Raw genomic sequence first — 16,801 nt, 5'->3', positions numbered from 1 at the left:
GGCTTTTAATAACAAAAACAAAGGAACAGAGATGGGATTGCCTAACAGCTACAGCCTGCTGGCCCTGTGCCTTATCGGTATGGGAACCCAGGTATTGGCCGCAGAGCGGCAGCATAAAATAACCAATCAGGACTTTTTCGAGATAGCCAACATGGGCCAGGTAGTGCTCAGCCCGGATGCCAAAATGGCCGCCTGGCTGGAATCGCGCTGGGACAAAAATCTGGATAAGGCCCAGAAAGACATCTGGCTGGTCGACAGCAAGAGCCGCCAGAGCAAACGACTGACCTTCAGCAACGAGAGTGAAAGCGCTATCAGCTGGAGCCCGGATGGCCAATATATCTACTTTCTCAGCAGCCGCGGTGATGCCGAGCAGCCGGCGCCCTTTAACGCCAAACCGCAAATTTATCGTCTCTCTATCCAAGGTGGTGAAGCCGTCCCCGTTACCCAAGAGGCCGGTGGCGTCAAGAGTTACCAGCTGAGCGACGATGGCAGCCAGCTCTATTTCCTGACCCATAAGACCCTGACAGACAAAGATCCCTGGGCCGGTATGCGCGCCGCTCACCAAGGCCCTGAGTATGCTCACGGCAGTCGCGATACCAATCCTCTGTACCGCCTGGATCTGAACTATTTTCGCAAGCAGTTGCTGCTGGATGATGACAAAGTGGTTTGGGAGTTCAGCGTCAGCCATGATGGCAATAAACTGGCGCGGATCACCACAGAAGACAACGAGCTGGTCAATCTGGAAGGTTGGTCCCAGGTAGAAGTCTTCGATATCAAAAACGCCGGCAACCAGGTTCTGGCCGACAAGCGTTGGCGTGAACAGGCGCCCTCTCCTTACGGCTGGCTTCTGGGGCTGAGTTGGGCCGAGGATAACCGCCGTCTCGCCTTCAGAATCGATTTCGACGGCCATCCAGGCAGGCTGTTTATCAGTGATACCAGTAAACCCGAACAGGCACCTTTGAGTGTTAAACGCCAGGGTGATATGACACTCAGCGGCGGCGACATCCATTGGCGTCCTAGCAGCGAAGAGATCTGCTATCGCGGCGCCGATCATGCGCTGGTACGCCTCTACTGCACTGAAATCAATGACCTGGAACAGGGTAACACCCGGACTCTGCTGCAGGATGATACCGTCATCGGCAGCTACAGTTTCAGTCACAACGGCAAGCAACTGGCGTTCAGCCATAACGGCCTGGATCACTTCTACGATCTGTTCATCGCCAACGCCGAGAAACGCAAAGCACCGGCCAAACGCCTGACCAATATCAATCCGCAAACCGATTCCTGGCTGCTGCCACAACTGAGCATAGTCAAGTGGCAAGCCGCCGATGGCACTCAGGTTGAAGGCATACTGGAATTACCACCCGGCTACCGCAAAGCCGATGGCCCCCTGCCACTTGTTGTGCAAATTCACGGCGGCCCCACTGCCGCTACCCCGTTTGCACTGCAACACAGATCCTATGGCCGTGCCACTTTCGCCGCCAACGGCTGGGCCTTGTTGTCGCCCAACTACCGCGGCTCTACCGGTTATGGCGACAAGTTCCTCACTGATCTGGTGGGGCATGAACACGAGATTGAGGTAAACGACATCATGGCCGGTGTGGACAAGCTGATTGCCGAGGGCCTGGTCGATGCCGACAAGCTGGCCGTCATGGGCTGGAGCAACGGCGGCTATCTGACCAATGCGCTTATCGCCAGCAGCGACAGATTCAAGGCCGCCAGTTCAGGGGCCGGGGTATTCGATCAACGCCTGCAATGGATGCTGGAAGATACGCCCGGACATGTGGTCAACTTTATGCAGGGCTTGCCATGGGAAAAACCCGAGGCTTATACCCATGGCTCGTCGCTGACGCATGCAGACAGAATAAAGACCCCGACACTTATCCATATCGGAGAGAAAGACGCCAGGGTACCTTTAGGGCACGCCCAGGGGCTATATCGCGCCCTCAAGCATTACCTGAATGTGCCGGTGGAACTGATTACTTACCCGGGTGAAGGCCATGGTTTGAGCCGCTACAAGCACAAACAAGCCAAGATGGACTGGGATCAGGCCTGGTTTGAACATTATGTTCTCGGCAAACCCTTTCCTTAGCAGCGCTGTATAGGAGATGGGTTAACTGAACTCTGGCTGACATTCACTCCAAAAAGCGCCGTTATCGGCGCTTTTTTAGTCTCCCCCTCTGTATTTTTGCTGCCGGACAAGTAAGCTCAAGAGTACCTACAGGTACCCAGTCTCTCATTGACGGGGAGCTTAAGACTCTCAATTTGGAGGTTCATCATGAAAGCCATTTCAAGTACCTTGTTTGCCTTATTAGCCCTGGCGAGCAGCCTGCTGCTGATCCCGACGGCCAGTGCCAATGACAGCTACAGCAGTGCCATAGCTACCTTCAAACAAGCCAGTGAAACCCATAAATTCTTCGACTCTGCCTATGGTTACGCCATATTCCCCACTGTCGGCAAGGGAGGTCTGGGCATAGGGGCGGCCTATGGTAAAGGACGTGTCTATCGCGGCGGCGTTTATACCGGTGAGTCGAGCATGACTCAAGTTTCCATCGGTTTTCAAATCGGTGGTCAGGCCTACAGTGAGATTATTTTCTTTAAGGATGAACAGGCCTACCGCGACTTTACCAGCGGCAGCTTTGAATTCGGCGCCCAGGCTTCCGCCGTAGCCATCAACGCCGGTGCCAACGCTCAGGCCGGTACTACAGGCAACTCGGCCGGAGCCGGCCAATCCGGCGGCAGTCAGGCTGCCAAGGCCTCCTATATCAACGGCATGGCGGTGTTTACCGCTGCCAAGGGTGGCCTCATGGTTGAAGCCGCACTTGCCGGACAATCATTTACCTTCGAAGCGCAATAAGCCCATGGGTGAGGTGATTCTGAGTCGCCTCACCCATTTGCCAGTATTATCAATGTCCCCATGGCGCCGGAGGTGGCGTTACTTCATTGCTTAAGTTGAACTGCAACAGAAAATCACGCTTCTCCCGGGTCAGGCGATAACTGAAATTCTGCTGCTCCAGCCCCAAATGCCAAACATTGGTTACCGACTGGACCAGACCATGTTGTTTGAAATTGGCAATTGAAAATTCATCGACCGGGAATGACTGCCAGGACTCGGTTCCCGGACTGCGACTGTCACCGCCATACTGGGTTACGGCATCTTCGCTGCCATCCTGATGACGATGATCATGCTTGAGCCTGAGGCCATCGGCCGTCTTGCTGATCACCCAGGTGCGGGATCTGTCCTCTCCCACATGCAGCGGAATACGGATCTCGATTTTTGAGCATTGGCGCACATGCATCACCAGCGGCTGGCCCGTAAAACCATCGCCGCTGCTGCCCCCCTTGATCAACTCACCACTGTAGGCCTTGCCACACAAACCGGATAAGTGGTTAAAAAACTGCTCGGCAGCAGTCAACTCCTGCCCCTGAACCGTCGTTGCCAGCAGCAAGGATGCCATCAGTCCCAATCGTTTCATTATTCTTGTTCCTTCTCCATTAAATGAACGACTATAACGGCGCAGTTTGAAACCAAACTGAATCCCTATAACAAGTTTTTGCCATGCGCAAGTAGCAAAGTCACAAGTGAGTATCTCGAAAATACTTTCACTGTATTACTTGAGTAAATTCACACCCTGAGAATAAAAATAACCCTATGTTAATTTCGTCTGCGGAAATAAGGTTTTTTCGCTTAGCTAAAAATAGGAAGCAATTCATGTTTCAAATAATTAACTATTTCTCAATGTGATCTTAATCTTGGCAATAGGCCAACAATGAATTCATAGTAATGTCTCAGCAGTGTGGGGAGCGATTACATGAAAATTGACAGCCTTAATTACAACCAATTAAAAGTTTTACTCGCTGTATATAAACATGGTCAAGGAAGCTTGGCCGCAGCCGAATTAGGTATATCCAGTTGTGCCGTCACCCGTACACTAAATGCGCTACGTGATGTTTTTATGGACTCTTTATTTGTCCGTAAATCAAATGGATTAATTCCTACACAAAAGACCGAAGAGTTAATCCCACACGCCAAATTATTGGTAGAACAATATCAACTGCTTGAGAGGCAACATTCTGTCTTTTCCCCCAGCCAATCCGGCGGTCATTTTGTTATCAGAGCCTATGATGAGTTTGTCTATGCGGTTCATAAAGTCATAGATAACTATATTCTTCCCGAAGCCCCCAACTTGCGTTTCGACATCCGTACACTCAGCCATGACTGCAGCAATGAGCTCATTGGTGGCGGCGTCGATTTCGTGGTGGTCTACGAAGGCTTCGATGACACCCGGCTCAACTATGAAATCTTCTCTGAGACAGGTGATATCTACATTCTGGCCAGAAAAGATCATCCAATTCTGTCCGAATCCATGTCATTGGAGCAGCTATCCCACTATCCCTTGCTGGAAATCGACAACTACAACGACCTGACCTGCCCTTTGCTGGTCAATCTGTGTCGTGACAACGGCCTGCAGATGGATGTCGCCGGTTATACAGACAGTGTTGCCACCGCGATGCAGATCCTTGCCGAGTCGGACAATATAACCCTCAGCTGCAATCAATTTACCCGCAAGTTTGTCGACATGTTGCCGGCGGTCAGTTATCGAAGATTATCTGACAACATGATTGAAAATATAAAAGAAATCCGTAGCGAACATCGTACTGTCGGCAATTACATTCTTTATGGAAATATTAATAATTCCCCGGCATTCAACTGGGTGAAATCAAAACTCGTTTATGGACTGGAACGGGAATGGCGTTTGGCTGCGGCCACATAGAGATAAATCACAAGTGAAACAAGAGGTATCCAATGGAGTTCACACTATTTTGCATTACGGCCTATGCCGCTTATCTGGTTTATAAGAAACCAGAAAAAGAAAAACTGGCAGATAAACTTCTTTTCGGTTGTATCGGAATGAGTTTCTTTATTTGGATCATGATGTCCTGGGGCATTTTACTTCCAGTCGGAAATTACTAAAGAGTCGTTATGAAAGAGCATATATTCAACAAGTTGGCATCCTTAGCCGCTATTGTCATCATGGCCTTACCCGTAGGTATTGCCTGTTTCTTTTTCGGATTTATTCTCCTGGATAACCCTTGTGCATTTTGCTGGCAAGAACGTACGGCAATGATTCTGGTGGCGCTGACCGCTCTGTATATTGTGCGCTTTGGCCTCAAGCCGAAATATATTGCCGCGCTGGTTTGGCTGGGTATTTATGGTGCCTTTATGGCATCCGTGCATACTTCCATCAACCTCGGCAGCGACATAGGCCAGGGCTTCTCATTGAAGATCATGGGCGCCCATACCTACACCTGGGCACTGCTGGTCTTTATCGTGGTCCTTGTGGTTGTTGCTCTGCTGATGCTGACCCTGGGCAATAAATTTCCCGGCAACGCCTATGGCAAACAGCCGCTGGACACCCTGCCAAAATTGGCCTGCGGAGTATTCCTGGTAGTGATTGCCGGCAACATAGTACAGGCCTTCACCCAAACCGGCCCGATTCCCTTCGTCGGCCAGGACAGTCCAGGCCGCGTATCCTTCAATCCCAAGTTCATGAGCTGGGAACTGGACCACTGGCCAACCTATGCCCCGAATGCCCGCGGCGCCTATGCCATCAGCAACCCGGATATAGAAAGTTGGAACAAGACGGCTGCACTGTTTACCTCGGCTCCAGAAGCCAGACTACTGAGTCAAACGGCATTGCCGGAAGCGATTTCCGGCCGGGTAACTGCCATCGACTACCAGCCTGAAAGCCAGCTCTACGCCCTGACCACTTCAGACAACTGGGTCTACATACTCGACCGTCAGTTCAAGCTGCTCACGCAGGCGCAAATCGACGGCATGTATATGCTGCACATTGAAACCTTGAGCGGCGTCAGCTTTACCTCGGCCAACAGCCTGTTGGTGATGGGATTCAACAAGGCCTGGGCCGAACTGGTAGTGGATCCTGAGCAAAATTGGGAAATGAACTATCGCCGCTTCAATCAGAGCAGCGACGGCATAGGCGAAACGGCCCGTGGTCAGTTCAGCACTGTCAGAGCCAAGACCAGTTATAGCCTGGCACTGGGTTACAGCAAAGCGCTGGATCAATACGTCACTGTCACCACCCGCAACGAATTCAGCGATGCCTTGGTGGTATCCCGTTTCGACAAGGGTGACATGACACTGTCTGCCGAAGCCAATCTCAAGGGGCTTGAAGGCAAGGCGCTGCCACAACTGACGGGTATCAGCGTCGATGGCGAGCAAGCCTGGCTGCTCAACAATGACGCGAGTGAAGCCATGCAACTCAACCTGCTCACAGGTGAAGTTCACTCAGGTGTGAAACTGCCTGGCACAAACAACCCACAGGGCTTGCTGGTTCGCGATGGTCAACTGCTTACTGTCAGCCTGGTGAATGGCCGTAACCAACTGCAAACCTTTGTAATGTAACGCACCTTAGCCCTGGGGGTGTTTCCCCCGGGGTAACGCCGGGAAACCGGCACTATAAAGGCCCTTGGGCCAACAATCATAACGGACCCAGGGTCCAAATTATGGTGAGTGATGACTATGAAAATCAACAGACGCACATTTCTACAGGGGGCCAGCGCCACAGCCGTGCTTTCCTCCCTGTCAGGGTTGACTCCCGGTGTTGCCAATGCCAAAGAGGCGGGAGCCAATTCAGGGCTGCTGGCCAAGCGTAACGGCAAAGTCGTGTACCACAGCTGCCTGCGTAACTGCGCCGCCCGCTGTCTGCTCAAGTTCCGGGTTCAGGACGGCAGAATGACTTATGTCACCGGCGCCGAGGAACAGGCCAAGACTGGCAAGGCCCCCTGCCTCAAGGGGCAAAGCTACGTGCAATACACCTATGCCGCCGACCGTATCCTGCACCCTATGGAACGGGTGGGCAAGAAGGGTGAAGGCAAGTGGCGCCGGATCACCTGGGATCAGGCCTACAGCAAGATCGCCAGCCGCTTTAAGCAGATCATCAATGAGCACGGTTCGGAAGCAATTCTGCCCTACAGTTATTCGGGTAACTATGGTGCCATCGGCATGTCGGCCTCCGGCGAGCGTTTCTGGAACCGTATCGGTTCCTCCATTCTGGAACGTAAGGTATGTACCTACGCCGCCTACGACGGCCTCAAGTCACTCTACGGCACCTTCCTCGGCCCGGATCCTGAAGATGTGCTGCTCAGTGACGTCTATCTGACCTGGGGACACGATGAAGTCGTTTCCAACACCATAGCCATCAAGCTCATCAACCAGGCCAGGGATCGCGGCACCAAGCTGCTGGCGGTCAACCCACAGCGCACACCTTTGTGCTCTCAGGCCGACATCTACCTGCAACCTCGCCCCAGCACAGACGTACAACTGTGTGCCGGTATCATGAAGTATCTTGTAGAAAAAGATCTGGTTAATCATGAATTTATTGCCGAACAGACCATGGGCTACGACGAGTTGCTCAAGCGCCTCGACGAAATCAGCTACGACGAAATCGAAGCCATTACCGGGGTACCCAGAGCCAAGATGTTTGAGTTTGCCCAGGTACTGGGTGAAAACGAAAAAACCATGCTGCGTATGGGTTATGGCTTCCAGCGCAACTTCAACGGTGCCCGTATGTCTCGTGCCGTCGCCATGCTGCTGGCGGTCACAGGCAATTTCGGTAAGCGCGGTAACGGCCTTATCTATGACAACGTTCATGCCGGTGGTGGCTTGAATCAGTACCAGGCCAGCGGCAAATATATGCGCCCGAATCCGGATGCCCAGCGGATCAATATGACAGAGCTGGCCAAGGCGCTGCATCCAACCAATCCCACCAGCCACGACAAGCCCAGCAAGCCGATCCACGGGATGATCATCTATAACGGTAACCCTGTGGTTGTGGCACCCGATACCAATGCGGTGCTCGAGGGGATGAAGCGCGAAGACCTGTTTGTTGTCGGCCACGACATGGTAATGACAGACTCTCTGCAGTACTGCGACATTATAGTCCCGGCTGCCAGCCAGTTTGAAACCGATGATATTGTCGGCGACTACCACGGCTACTATGTACAGGTGTGCCAGAAGGTGATTGAACCTCTGGGTGAAACCAAGTGTAACTGGACCTTCTTCCGCGAGCTGGGCCAGGCAATGGGCTTTGAAGACCCCGCCTTCCGGGCAAGCAATGACGATGTGATCCGCGAGCTGCTGGATACCGACTCCGAGTACTATAAAGGAGTAACCTATGACCGGCTGATGAAGGAGAAATACATCAAGCTGGACATTCCTCAGCCCGTATTGGCCGACGGTAAATATGAAACCCCAAGCGGCAAGATTGAATTCAGTTCTCAGTTGATGGCCGATGCAGGTTTCCATCCGGTACTGGATTGGGGCCTGCCAGAGGATGAGATGGAACCCAGAGAGCGAGAGTTGCCATTCCGCTTGCTATCTTCCGGGGTACCACAGCGGGTTAACAGCTCCTTCTACAACGTGAAATATATCCGCGCCATTCCAGCCTACTACGTCAAGATCAATCCCAAAGATGCCCAGCAATACGGCATTGCCAACAACGACACAGTCAAACTCAGCAACCACAGAGGTGAAGCCAAATTTGTGGCCATGGTCACCACAGGTGTGCCAGAGGGCTCGCTGATGACTCCCAAGTGTAACTGGCTCAGGCTCAATCCCAACGGCACCGAAGGCTGCACCAACTCGTTGACCACAGACAAATTGACCGATATGGGCGGCTGCTCGGCCTATCACTCAACCCGCGTGGCACTGGCCAAAGCCTGAAGGAGATCCTCATGGAAAACAAACATCAACTCGGATTCGTCTTCAGACAGGAAAACTGTGTCGGCTGCCAGGCCTGCACCATAGCCTGCCAGATCCACAATGAGCTGCCGGAAGACGTGCGCTTTCGCAAGGTAGACCGCTACGAAGTCAAACGTGACGACGGCATGGTGGACGTGTGGCTCAGCCATTCCTGCATGCATTGCGGCAACCCGGCCTGTCTCATGGTGTGCCCGGCTCAGGCCTATACAGTGCGTGACGATGGTTTGGTAGTACTCAACCGCGAGAAATGTAGCGGTTGCGGCCTGTGTGTCAGTGCCTGCCCTTATGATGCGGTAGTCATGCTGAAAACCGATGGCAAAGCCGCCAAGTGCAACATGTGTATTGAGCTTATCGATCAGGGTCTCAAGCCCGCCTGTGTCGACGGTTGTCCGGTCAAGTGTCTGGATACCGACAGAGTACAGCAGGTGTTGGCCCAGAAACCTTCAGCCAGTAAACAAGGCGTAGGTTACGGCGACTGCATCACCAAGCCCAATATGGTCATCATCAAGGAGCGGCCATGACACATCTCGACCTCGGTCCGGTCGCCAGCGGCTATCAGGCCTTGAAGGGAATGCTGTTTGCCCCCTCAAGCCCTGAATCGCTCAAGCGGCTTATCGATTGGCTGGAACAGGAGCAGCGCTATCCAGAGTTGCTCCAACAAGCCAAACATTGGCAATCAGAGCCTCTGGAACTTGAGTGTGACTTCAACCGTATGTGTATCGGCCCCACCAAGTTACTGGTGCCTCCCTATGAGTCTGTCTACCGCGATGTCGGCCGGCAGATCCATACGGATCGCACTCTGGAGGTCGCCGACTTCTACCAGCAGCTGGGACTGGTGACGGATACAGGTTTCAACGAACCGGCGGACTATATAGGCAATGAGCTGGAGTTTCTGTTTTGTGCCGAGGCCCTGCGCCATCAGCAGCAAAACGAAGACCCGGCCGCAGCCGATGAGCTGGAGCAGTTGGCGCAAGTCTTCCTCGAGCAACACCTGGGCACTTGGTATCAGGCGTTTGCCCAGGGGATCAGCCAACATGCACGGCTGGATTTCTGGCGCTGCTATGCCCAGGTGCTGGAAGACCTCCTCACTTCCAGACTGAAGAATTCCGGGGTCGAGACTCCGACTGCAAAGCATCATTAAGATGTTTAAGGATTTGACATGAAAAGTTTGAATGCCTTTATCTCAGGTGCTGTGGCCTTAGTATTCAGCTTACCGCTGCTGGCCGCCGACACTCTGACACCCGAGCCACAACAGTGGCAACCGATACAGGAAGTGGCGATTCAGGGCGATATCCCTGAACTCAGGGGCATGCCGCAACAGGCACAGTTCCCGGACGCGTTGCCCCCCGTCAATCAAGGGTATCTCGATACTCTGGCGCCGGCCTCCTGGTGGGCCGACCTCCTGAGCTACAGCTTCTTTGGCATGATAGTACTGCTGGCATTGTTCGTGGCCATCAATGGTAAAGCCAAGCTGAGCCAGGGCTTTTCCGGCAAAAAGGTTGACCGCTGGAGTGGCATGGATGTGCTGGTGCACTGGGTGGGCGCCATCGCCTGCCTGCTGCTAATCATCACAGGCCTTATCATGGTTGCCGGCCGCTTCTGGCTGGAACCCAACATGGGCGCCTCCCACTGGACCGGCTTTATCGGCACTTCGGTAGCCCTGCATGACCTGATGGCCTTCCCCTTCATCCTGGGATGGGCGGTCATGGTGGTCAAATGGGCCGGTAAGCAACTGCCGGAAGCCTGTGATATCGGCTGGCTCAAAGTGGTTGGCGGCTATCTGAACTTCGGTCCCTTCAAGGGCAAGCATCCGGATGCCGGTTTTGCCAATGCCGGTGAAAAACTCTGGTTCTGGTGCTTCGCCTTGTTCGGCGCCCTGATGGTCGGCTCGGGTCTGGTGCTTATGTTCCCAAGCCTGGTTGCCACCAAAGACGGTGCCAATCTGGCATTGATCCTCCACCTAGTCAGTGCCTTCGTACTCGGCGCCTTTACAATAGTGCACATCTATATGGCCACAGTGATCTCTGAAGGCGGTATGGAATGTATGCTCAGTGGCAAGTGCGACGAAAACTGGGCGAAACAGCACCACAACCTCTGGTACGACAGCCTCTCCAAAGGCAAATAACCCCTGCGCCCTCCTCCTGCTCCCGGGGGAGGGTTTTCCAAACCTATGGCAACCACGGCCCTGATGGGTCGGGGATCCCTATACCCAAATGAGGGACAAACAGATGCGAACATCTTCCCTGTATTTACTCAGTTGTGCCCTGCCGCTGACAGCAATGGCGGCCGATAATAACAGCAACGGTGACTGGCAGCAGATTGACCAGCGCCTGCAACGCCTGGAACAGCAACAAGTCAGCTCCAGTGCCGAGAACACCAGCTTCAGCCTCTATGGTTCACTGCGCCCGACCCTGGTTTACAGCGACAGTGACATCACAGATGAGTGGGATGTGGGCGATGCCCTGTCCCGTATCGGCGTCAAGGGCCGCACCGAATTTGCCCCCGGCTGGGCCTTGCTGGCTCAGGGTGAATGGAAAATCAACCTCAATGGTGATGGCAGCTTCGGCGATGCCAGGCTGGCATTTGCCGGGGTGGATTCACCCTATGGTCAACTCAGCTTTGGCCGCCAGCGGCCGGTGCAGTACACCCTGGTGGCCGAATACACAGACATATTCAACAACGCCAACAGCCCGTTTGCCTACAACCAGGAAAGCCCCTTCTTCGCCGACAACCTGGCGTTGTACCAGTTTAAGTTGCAACACTTTACCCTGATGGCCTCGGCACGTTTCGATGGTGAAGGCGATAACAGCGGCGCCGATGCCATCAATGCGGGTCTGGGCTTTGACTGGCATGGTTTGCATCTGGGGGTGAGCTATCTGGAACAGGACAATTTCGAGGGTGGGCTAAAGACAGGCAAGGATAAGACCAGCGCCGCCGCTGTGGCCTACAGCTTCGACAACGGCATCTATCTGGCGCTCGCCTACCAGTATAAAGACTATCAATTGACAGGCTCCGAAGACAGGGACGGCAGCACCCTGGACGCCGCGCTGGCCATCCCGCTGTGGCAGGACTACAAACTCAAGCTGGGCTACTTCCGCTTCGATGATGGCCTGGAGCCCGATATCAGCCTGGATTATCAGGGCTTCAACACCACGCTGGAATGGAACCCCGCCGGCAATGTACGCCTGCACCTGGAGTACCTGCAGCAAGACAACGAACAAGGTGCCACCGACAAGAGCATTGCCATAGGCATTCGCTACGACTTCGATCTGAACTGGCGCTTCTGAACCTTCTCCATTGGGCCAGGGACGGCCAACCTTGAGTTACTGCTCATCCCCAAACCAGCGCTTCAGCGTCTGATCGGCTTCCTGCTTCACCTCGGCATTCACATAGAGGCTCACCATGGTCAGTGCCGCTGCCAGCGCACCGAGATCATCACTGAAACCCACCAAGGGCGTCAGATCCGGAATGGCATCCAAGGGAGTAATGAAATACGCCAGGGCGCCAAAGATCACCGTCTTGGCCCATTTGGGGGTATCGGGTCTTTGGGCGGCATAGTATAGCCAGAGCGCCTTTTGCACTACCTCCCTGCCGGCCTGCCTGGCATAACCCTTGAGTTTGGCCCAGAAACCACTGTCGCTGTACTGCTCTTGTTCCATCTCACTCTCCACTGCTGATATAGAGGACAGTATTCAACCCTGGCCCCGACAACGTCAAGCACCATACAAATATCTGATACTGGAATAATCCGCCGACTCATTTACCTTTATGCAACAGTCTTAATAAAGTGAATATTTAATCAAATAATCGCAATATAATCTCAAATATATCGATATATCATACATATCCATTTATTTTAAATGTTCCTTATTTTATGTATAACCAAAACAATATATAAATATAAAGTGTAGTTTTTTGGTACAACTCATTAAAAACAATAAAAATTTAAAATAAGCAGATACACTTTTTCACAAGTGATTGGAACTATGACTTAGCTCATACTTTTATTTTTTGGCCGGATATAAACTCGCAATTAAGTTATCACCAGTGCTTTTCTCTAAACGTAATGGAGTTGTATATGAAGAGAAAGTCCAAAATCATGGCGCATATAAGGCGCACCCGACATATCATGATGCCAACCCATCGTGACTATTTTGACTACTCCTACTTTTTCCCCGCCTCAATCATCGCTGACTGAGGAGATAGGCTGCTCCGCGCATCCATCTCCTTAGCATCCCCAATACATACAATTAGTTGCTTTTACTCGGCCGGTAATATCCTGCACGCGTAACGGTAAGGCTTTCTTATACCTTATTCTCTGACGAAGCATTCGTCATGGTATCTCTACGCCTTACATAAATATCGCTGCTTGAATATATCAGCCCAGGGCTGACTTTATCTAAATTTTAATATTGGAATTTATTTTCCGATACGAGCCCTGCTGACTTTTTTAAATAAGGTTATTTTATGAAATCACTAAAAATTGCAGCAAGTTTATCTGTTCGTTCTTGTTTTGATACTGAAAGAGAAGTGGTCAACGTATTAACTACCGACTTTTGCGATATTGGTGCCGTGGTTGTTTCAGTCACAGACGTTAATAACGGTATAGTTGACAAAATCAATAACACAGGCCTGAAACTGCCGATCTTCGTTGCCGTATGTTGTGAAGAAGCCTTTCCCGATGATATCTGCTCTTCCATTACCGGCGTATTTGAGCTGTGCGCCAGCAGCAGTACTGAGTTTTACGGCAAACAGGTAGAAACCGCGCTCAATAAATATGAGCAGGCCCTGCTGCCACCTTTCTTCGGTACACTGAAGAAATATGTGGAAATGGGTAACTCCACCTTTGCCTGCCCAGGACACCAAGGCGGCCAGTTCTTCCGTAAGCACCCTGTTGGCCGTCAGTTTTTTGATTTCTTTGGCGAAACAGTATTCCGCTCCGACATGTGTAACGCCGACGTCAGACTGGGCGACCTGTTGATCCACGAAGGCGCCCCCTGTGATGCCCAGAAGCATGCCGCCAAAGTATTCAATGCCGACAAGACTTACTTTGTCCTCAACGGCACTTCAGCCTCCAACAAGGTGGTGTGTAATGCGCTGCTGACCAAGGGCGATCTGGTACTGTTTGACCGCAATAACCATAAGTCAAACCACCACGGAGCGCTGATCCAGGCCGGTGCTACCCCGGTTTATCTGGAAACTGCCCGTAACCCCTTCGGCTTTATCGGCGGTATCGATGCCCATTGTTTCAGCGAAAACTATCTGCGCGAAGAAGTCCGCAAGGTTGACCCCAGCCGTGCCGATGCCAAGCGCCCCTTCCGTCTGGCGGTGATCCAGCTGGGTACCTACGACGGCACCATATATAACGCCCGTCAGGTCGTGGACAAGATAGGTCACCTGTGTGACTACATACTGTTTGACTCCGCCTGGGTGGGCTATGAGCAGTTTATACCCATGATGAACGACTGCTCACCGCTGTTGCTGGAGCTGACCGCAGAAGATCCGGGGATCCTGGTGACCCAGTCGGTACACAAACAACAGGCCGGTTTCTCACAAACCTCGCAAATCCACAAGAAAGACAGCCATATCAAGGGCCAGGACAGATACTGCAACCATAAACGTTTCAACAACGCCTTTATGTTGCACGCCTCCACCAGCCCCTTCTATCCGCTGTTTGCCGCACTGGATGTCAACGCCAAGATGCACGAAGGCGCCAGTGGCCGCTTCCTGTGGCGTGAGGCGGTGAAAGCCGGTATCGAAGCCCGTAAACTACTGCTGAAAAAGTGCAAATATATCAAGCCATTCATTCCGCCAATGATAGAAGGTACCCCATGGCAGGATCATGAAACCGAACAGATGGCCGATGACCTGCGCTTCTTCGAATTCGAACCCGGTCAGAAATGGCATGCCTTCGAGGGATATGAGAAAGGCCAATACTTCGTCGACCCTTGTAAGTTCCTGCTGACGACTCCGGGTATCGATGCCGAAACCGGCAAGTACACCAACTTCGGTATTCCGGCGACGATTCTGGCCAACTTCCTGCGTGAAAATAACATCATTCCGGAGAAGTGCGACCTCAACTCGATTCTGTTCCTGATCACCCCGGCCGAAAACATGGCCAAGATGCAGCATCTGGTATCTCAGATTGCCCGCTTCGAGAAGCTGGTCGATGAAGATGCGCCGCTGTCTGAAGTGCTGCCCAATGTCTACAACGCCAACAAGGAACGCTATCAGGGTTACACCATACGCCAGCTGTGTCAGGAGATGCATGACCTCTATGTCAGCCATGATGTAAAACAGCTGCAAAAAGAGATGTTCCGCCAGGCCCACTTCCCCAAAGCCGTGATGAACCCACAGGAAGCCAACATAGAGTTTATCCGCGGCAATGTGGAGCTGGTGCCCCTGTCACAGGTGGAAGGACGCATCGCGGCCGAAGGCGCCCTGCCTTACCCACCGGGAGTGCTCTGTGTGGTTCCCGGCGAGATCTGGGGTGGCGCAGTTCAACGTTACTTCCTCGCCCTGGAAGAAGGGATCAATCTGCTGCCGGGTTTCTCACCTGAGCTGCAAGGCGTGTATCTGGAACAAACCCCTGAAGGCCGGCAACAGGCCATGGGCTATGTCCTGAAAGCTTAACCATAAGCGGCGGGGCATGGCACCCCGCCACCTGGCAACATGACTTAGGTAAATAATTATGAGCAAAGCAAATAATAAAATTGGCGTGGTTCAGCTAACCATACTCACCATAGTGAACATGATGGGCTCAGGTATCATTATGCTGCCAACCCAGCTGGCTCAGGTGGGAACGATTTCAATTCTGTCCTGGTTGGTAACGGCGGCGGGTTCAACGGCATTGGCCTACGCCTTTGCCAAGTGCGGTATGTTCAGCAAAAAATCCGGTGGTATGGGCGGTTATGCCGAGTATGCCTTCGGTCGCAGTGGCAACTTTATGGCCAACTATACCTATGCGGTATCTCTGTTGATCGCCAACGTGGCCATCGCGATTTCCGCCGTGGGCTATGGTGCCGTGCTGTTCGGTGTCGAACTCAGCCCCATCGCTATCTGTCTGGCCACAATAGGTGTGCTCTGGCTGGCCACTGTGGCCAACTTCGGTGGTGCCCGCATCACAGGTCAGGTATCCAGTGTTACCGTGTGGGGGATTATCATTCCGGTTATAGGGGTGTCCCTCATAGGTTGGTTCTGGTTCGACTTTGACCTGTACAAAGCGGCCTGGAACCCCCACGACATGCCATTCTTCAAGGCTCTGGGTGGCTCAATCGCCATGACACTGTGGGCCTTCCTGGGATTGGAATCTGCCTGTGCCAACTCTGAAGCAGTAGAGAACCCAGAGAAAAACGTGCCTATCGCGGTAATGGGCGGCACCATAGGTGCAGCGGTTATCTATATCATCTCTACCAACGTGATCGCCGGTATTGTGCCCAACGGTGAGCTGGCGCTGTCCAACGCACCTTTCGGTCTGGCCTTTGCGCAAATGTTCAACCCCACTATCGGTTCCATCGTCATGGCCTGTGCCATCATCTCTTGTACCGGTTCCCTGCTGGGTTGGCAGTTCACCATCGCCCAGGTGTTCAAGTCATCTGCCGATGAAGGTTTCTTCCCTAAAGCCTTCTCCAAGGTAACCAAGAAAGACGCCCCGGTTGTCGGCATGCTGATCATCGTTTCGGTACAAACCGTACTGTCACTGATGACCATCAGCCCATCGCTGAGCAAACAGTTTGAGGCGCTGGTTAACCTGGCCGTGGTCACCAACATCATCCCTTACATCCTTTCCATGGCTGCTCTGGGTGTGATGCAAAAGCAATTGAATATCCCTGTAAAACAGGCCCGAATTGCCAACTTTATGGCGGTAATTGGTGCCCTGTACAGCTTCTATGCCCTCTATAGCTCAGGGGAAACCGCCGTAATGCTGGGTTCTATCGCAACCTTCTTCGGTTGGACCCTGTTCGGCATTATTTCCAACAAAAACGACAAGCAAAAATTGAAACACGCTTAAGGCTT

15 protein-coding genes are annotated in these 16,801 nt (G+C 52.7%); 13 read left to right on the top strand and 2 right to left on the bottom strand.

Annotated elements, in window-relative coordinates; all coding sequences use genetic code 11:
* Positions 1–31 precede the first annotated feature (31 nt).
* Complete coding sequence (locus tag ACSHSR_RS01710; protein ID WP_109247738.1) at positions 32–2,092, top strand: S9 family peptidase; 2,061 nt, start codon at positions 32–34, stop codon at positions 2,090–2,092.
* Positions 2,093–2,278: 186 nt separating this feature from the next.
* Positions 2,279–2,857 (top strand): lipid-binding SYLF domain-containing protein, encoded by a 579-nt coding sequence (locus ACSHSR_RS01705; protein WP_028780964.1) that lies wholly within the window; start codon positions 2,279–2,281, stop codon positions 2,855–2,857.
* Positions 2,858–2,906: 49 nt separating this feature from the next.
* Here the strand turns inward: ACSHSR_RS01705 and ACSHSR_RS01700 are convergent, their stop codons facing one another.
* Positions 2,907–3,476: a hypothetical protein gene (locus ACSHSR_RS01700; RefSeq protein ID WP_479631188.1), complete on the bottom strand. Its 570-nt coding sequence runs from the start codon at positions 3,474–3,476 to the stop codon at positions 2,907–2,909.
* A gap of 336 nt (positions 3,477–3,812) precedes the next feature.
* Between ACSHSR_RS01700 and ACSHSR_RS01695 the strand changes: the two genes are divergently transcribed.
* The 8 genes from ACSHSR_RS01695 to ACSHSR_RS01660 all read left to right on the top strand — a co-directional run bounded on the left by ACSHSR_RS01695 (position 3,813) and on the right by ACSHSR_RS01660 (position 12,072).
* The gene (locus tag ACSHSR_RS01695) at positions 3,813–4,775 is read left to right on the top strand and encodes a LysR family transcriptional regulator (RefSeq protein ID WP_025011927.1); all 963 of its coding nucleotides are present in this window, start codon (positions 3,813–3,815) and stop codon (positions 4,773–4,775) included.
* A gap of 32 nt (positions 4,776–4,807) precedes the next feature.
* Positions 4,808–4,975, top strand: coding sequence for a hypothetical protein (locus ACSHSR_RS01690; protein ID WP_164489371.1), 168 nt, complete (start codon positions 4,808–4,810; stop codon positions 4,973–4,975).
* 9 nt (positions 4,976–4,984) lie between these two features.
* A complete protein-coding gene (locus ACSHSR_RS01685) occupies positions 4,985–6,427 on the top strand; it encodes a disulfide bond formation protein B (protein ID WP_208161823.1) in 1,443 nt (480 codons plus the stop codon).
* A 117-nt stretch (positions 6,428–6,544) separates the two neighbouring features.
* A complete protein-coding gene (locus ACSHSR_RS01680; RefSeq protein WP_208184367.1) occupies positions 6,545–8,746 on the top strand; it encodes a molybdopterin-dependent oxidoreductase in 2,202 nt (733 codons plus the stop codon).
* A gap of 11 nt (positions 8,747–8,757) precedes the next feature.
* Entirely contained in the window at positions 8,758–9,306 is a 549-nt protein-coding gene (locus tag ACSHSR_RS01675; protein ID WP_107111687.1) for a 4Fe-4S dicluster domain-containing protein, read from the top strand.
* Complete coding sequence (locus tag ACSHSR_RS01670; RefSeq protein ID WP_208184366.1) at positions 9,303–9,926, top strand: TorD/DmsD family molecular chaperone; 624 nt, start codon at positions 9,303–9,305, stop codon at positions 9,924–9,926. The genes ACSHSR_RS01675 and ACSHSR_RS01670 overlap by 4 nt, the downstream gene beginning before the upstream one ends.
* A gap of 18 nt (positions 9,927–9,944) precedes the next feature.
* Positions 9,945–10,910 carry a formate dehydrogenase subunit gamma gene (locus tag ACSHSR_RS01665; RefSeq protein WP_044733495.1) on the top strand — a complete coding sequence of 322 codons (966 nt, stop codon included), beginning with the start codon at positions 9,945–9,947 and terminating at the stop codon, positions 10,908–10,910.
* 103 nt (positions 10,911–11,013) lie between these two features.
* Complete coding sequence (locus tag ACSHSR_RS01660; protein WP_208155549.1) at positions 11,014–12,072, top strand: porin; 1,059 nt, start codon at positions 11,014–11,016, stop codon at positions 12,070–12,072.
* A 36-nt stretch (positions 12,073–12,108) separates the two neighbouring features.
* On the opposite strand, the gene ACSHSR_RS01655 is transcribed toward ACSHSR_RS01660, so the two are convergent.
* Positions 12,109–12,444, bottom strand: a complete 336-nt coding sequence (locus tag ACSHSR_RS01655; RefSeq protein ID WP_025011932.1) for a YkvA family protein — start codon at positions 12,442–12,444, stop codon at positions 12,109–12,111.
* 407 nt (positions 12,445–12,851) lie between these two features.
* Here ACSHSR_RS01655 and speFL point away from each other — a divergent pair, with 407 nt between their 5' ends.
* From speFL to potE, 3 genes are all read left to right on the top strand, one after another.
* Positions 12,852–12,983, top strand: a complete 132-nt coding sequence (gene speFL / locus ACSHSR_RS01650) for a leader peptide SpeFL (protein WP_363325324.1) — start codon at positions 12,852–12,854, stop codon at positions 12,981–12,983.
* A gap of 269 nt (positions 12,984–13,252) precedes the next feature.
* Positions 13,253–15,418: an ornithine decarboxylase SpeF gene (speF, locus tag ACSHSR_RS01645; RefSeq protein ID WP_025011933.1), complete on the top strand. Its 2,166-nt coding sequence runs from the start codon at positions 13,253–13,255 to the stop codon at positions 15,416–15,418.
* Between the two features lie 58 nt (positions 15,419–15,476).
* Positions 15,477–16,796 (top strand): putrescine-ornithine antiporter, encoded by a 1,320-nt coding sequence (potE, locus tag ACSHSR_RS01640; RefSeq protein WP_028780970.1) that lies wholly within the window; start codon positions 15,477–15,479, stop codon positions 16,794–16,796.
* The last annotated feature ends 5 nt before the right edge of the window (positions 16,797–16,801 follow it).

It is taken from the genome of Shewanella sp. VK101 (assembly GCF_056497865.1).
Note: the sequence above shows the minus strand (reverse complement) of the source record. Positions and strands in the feature narration are given on the sequence as shown.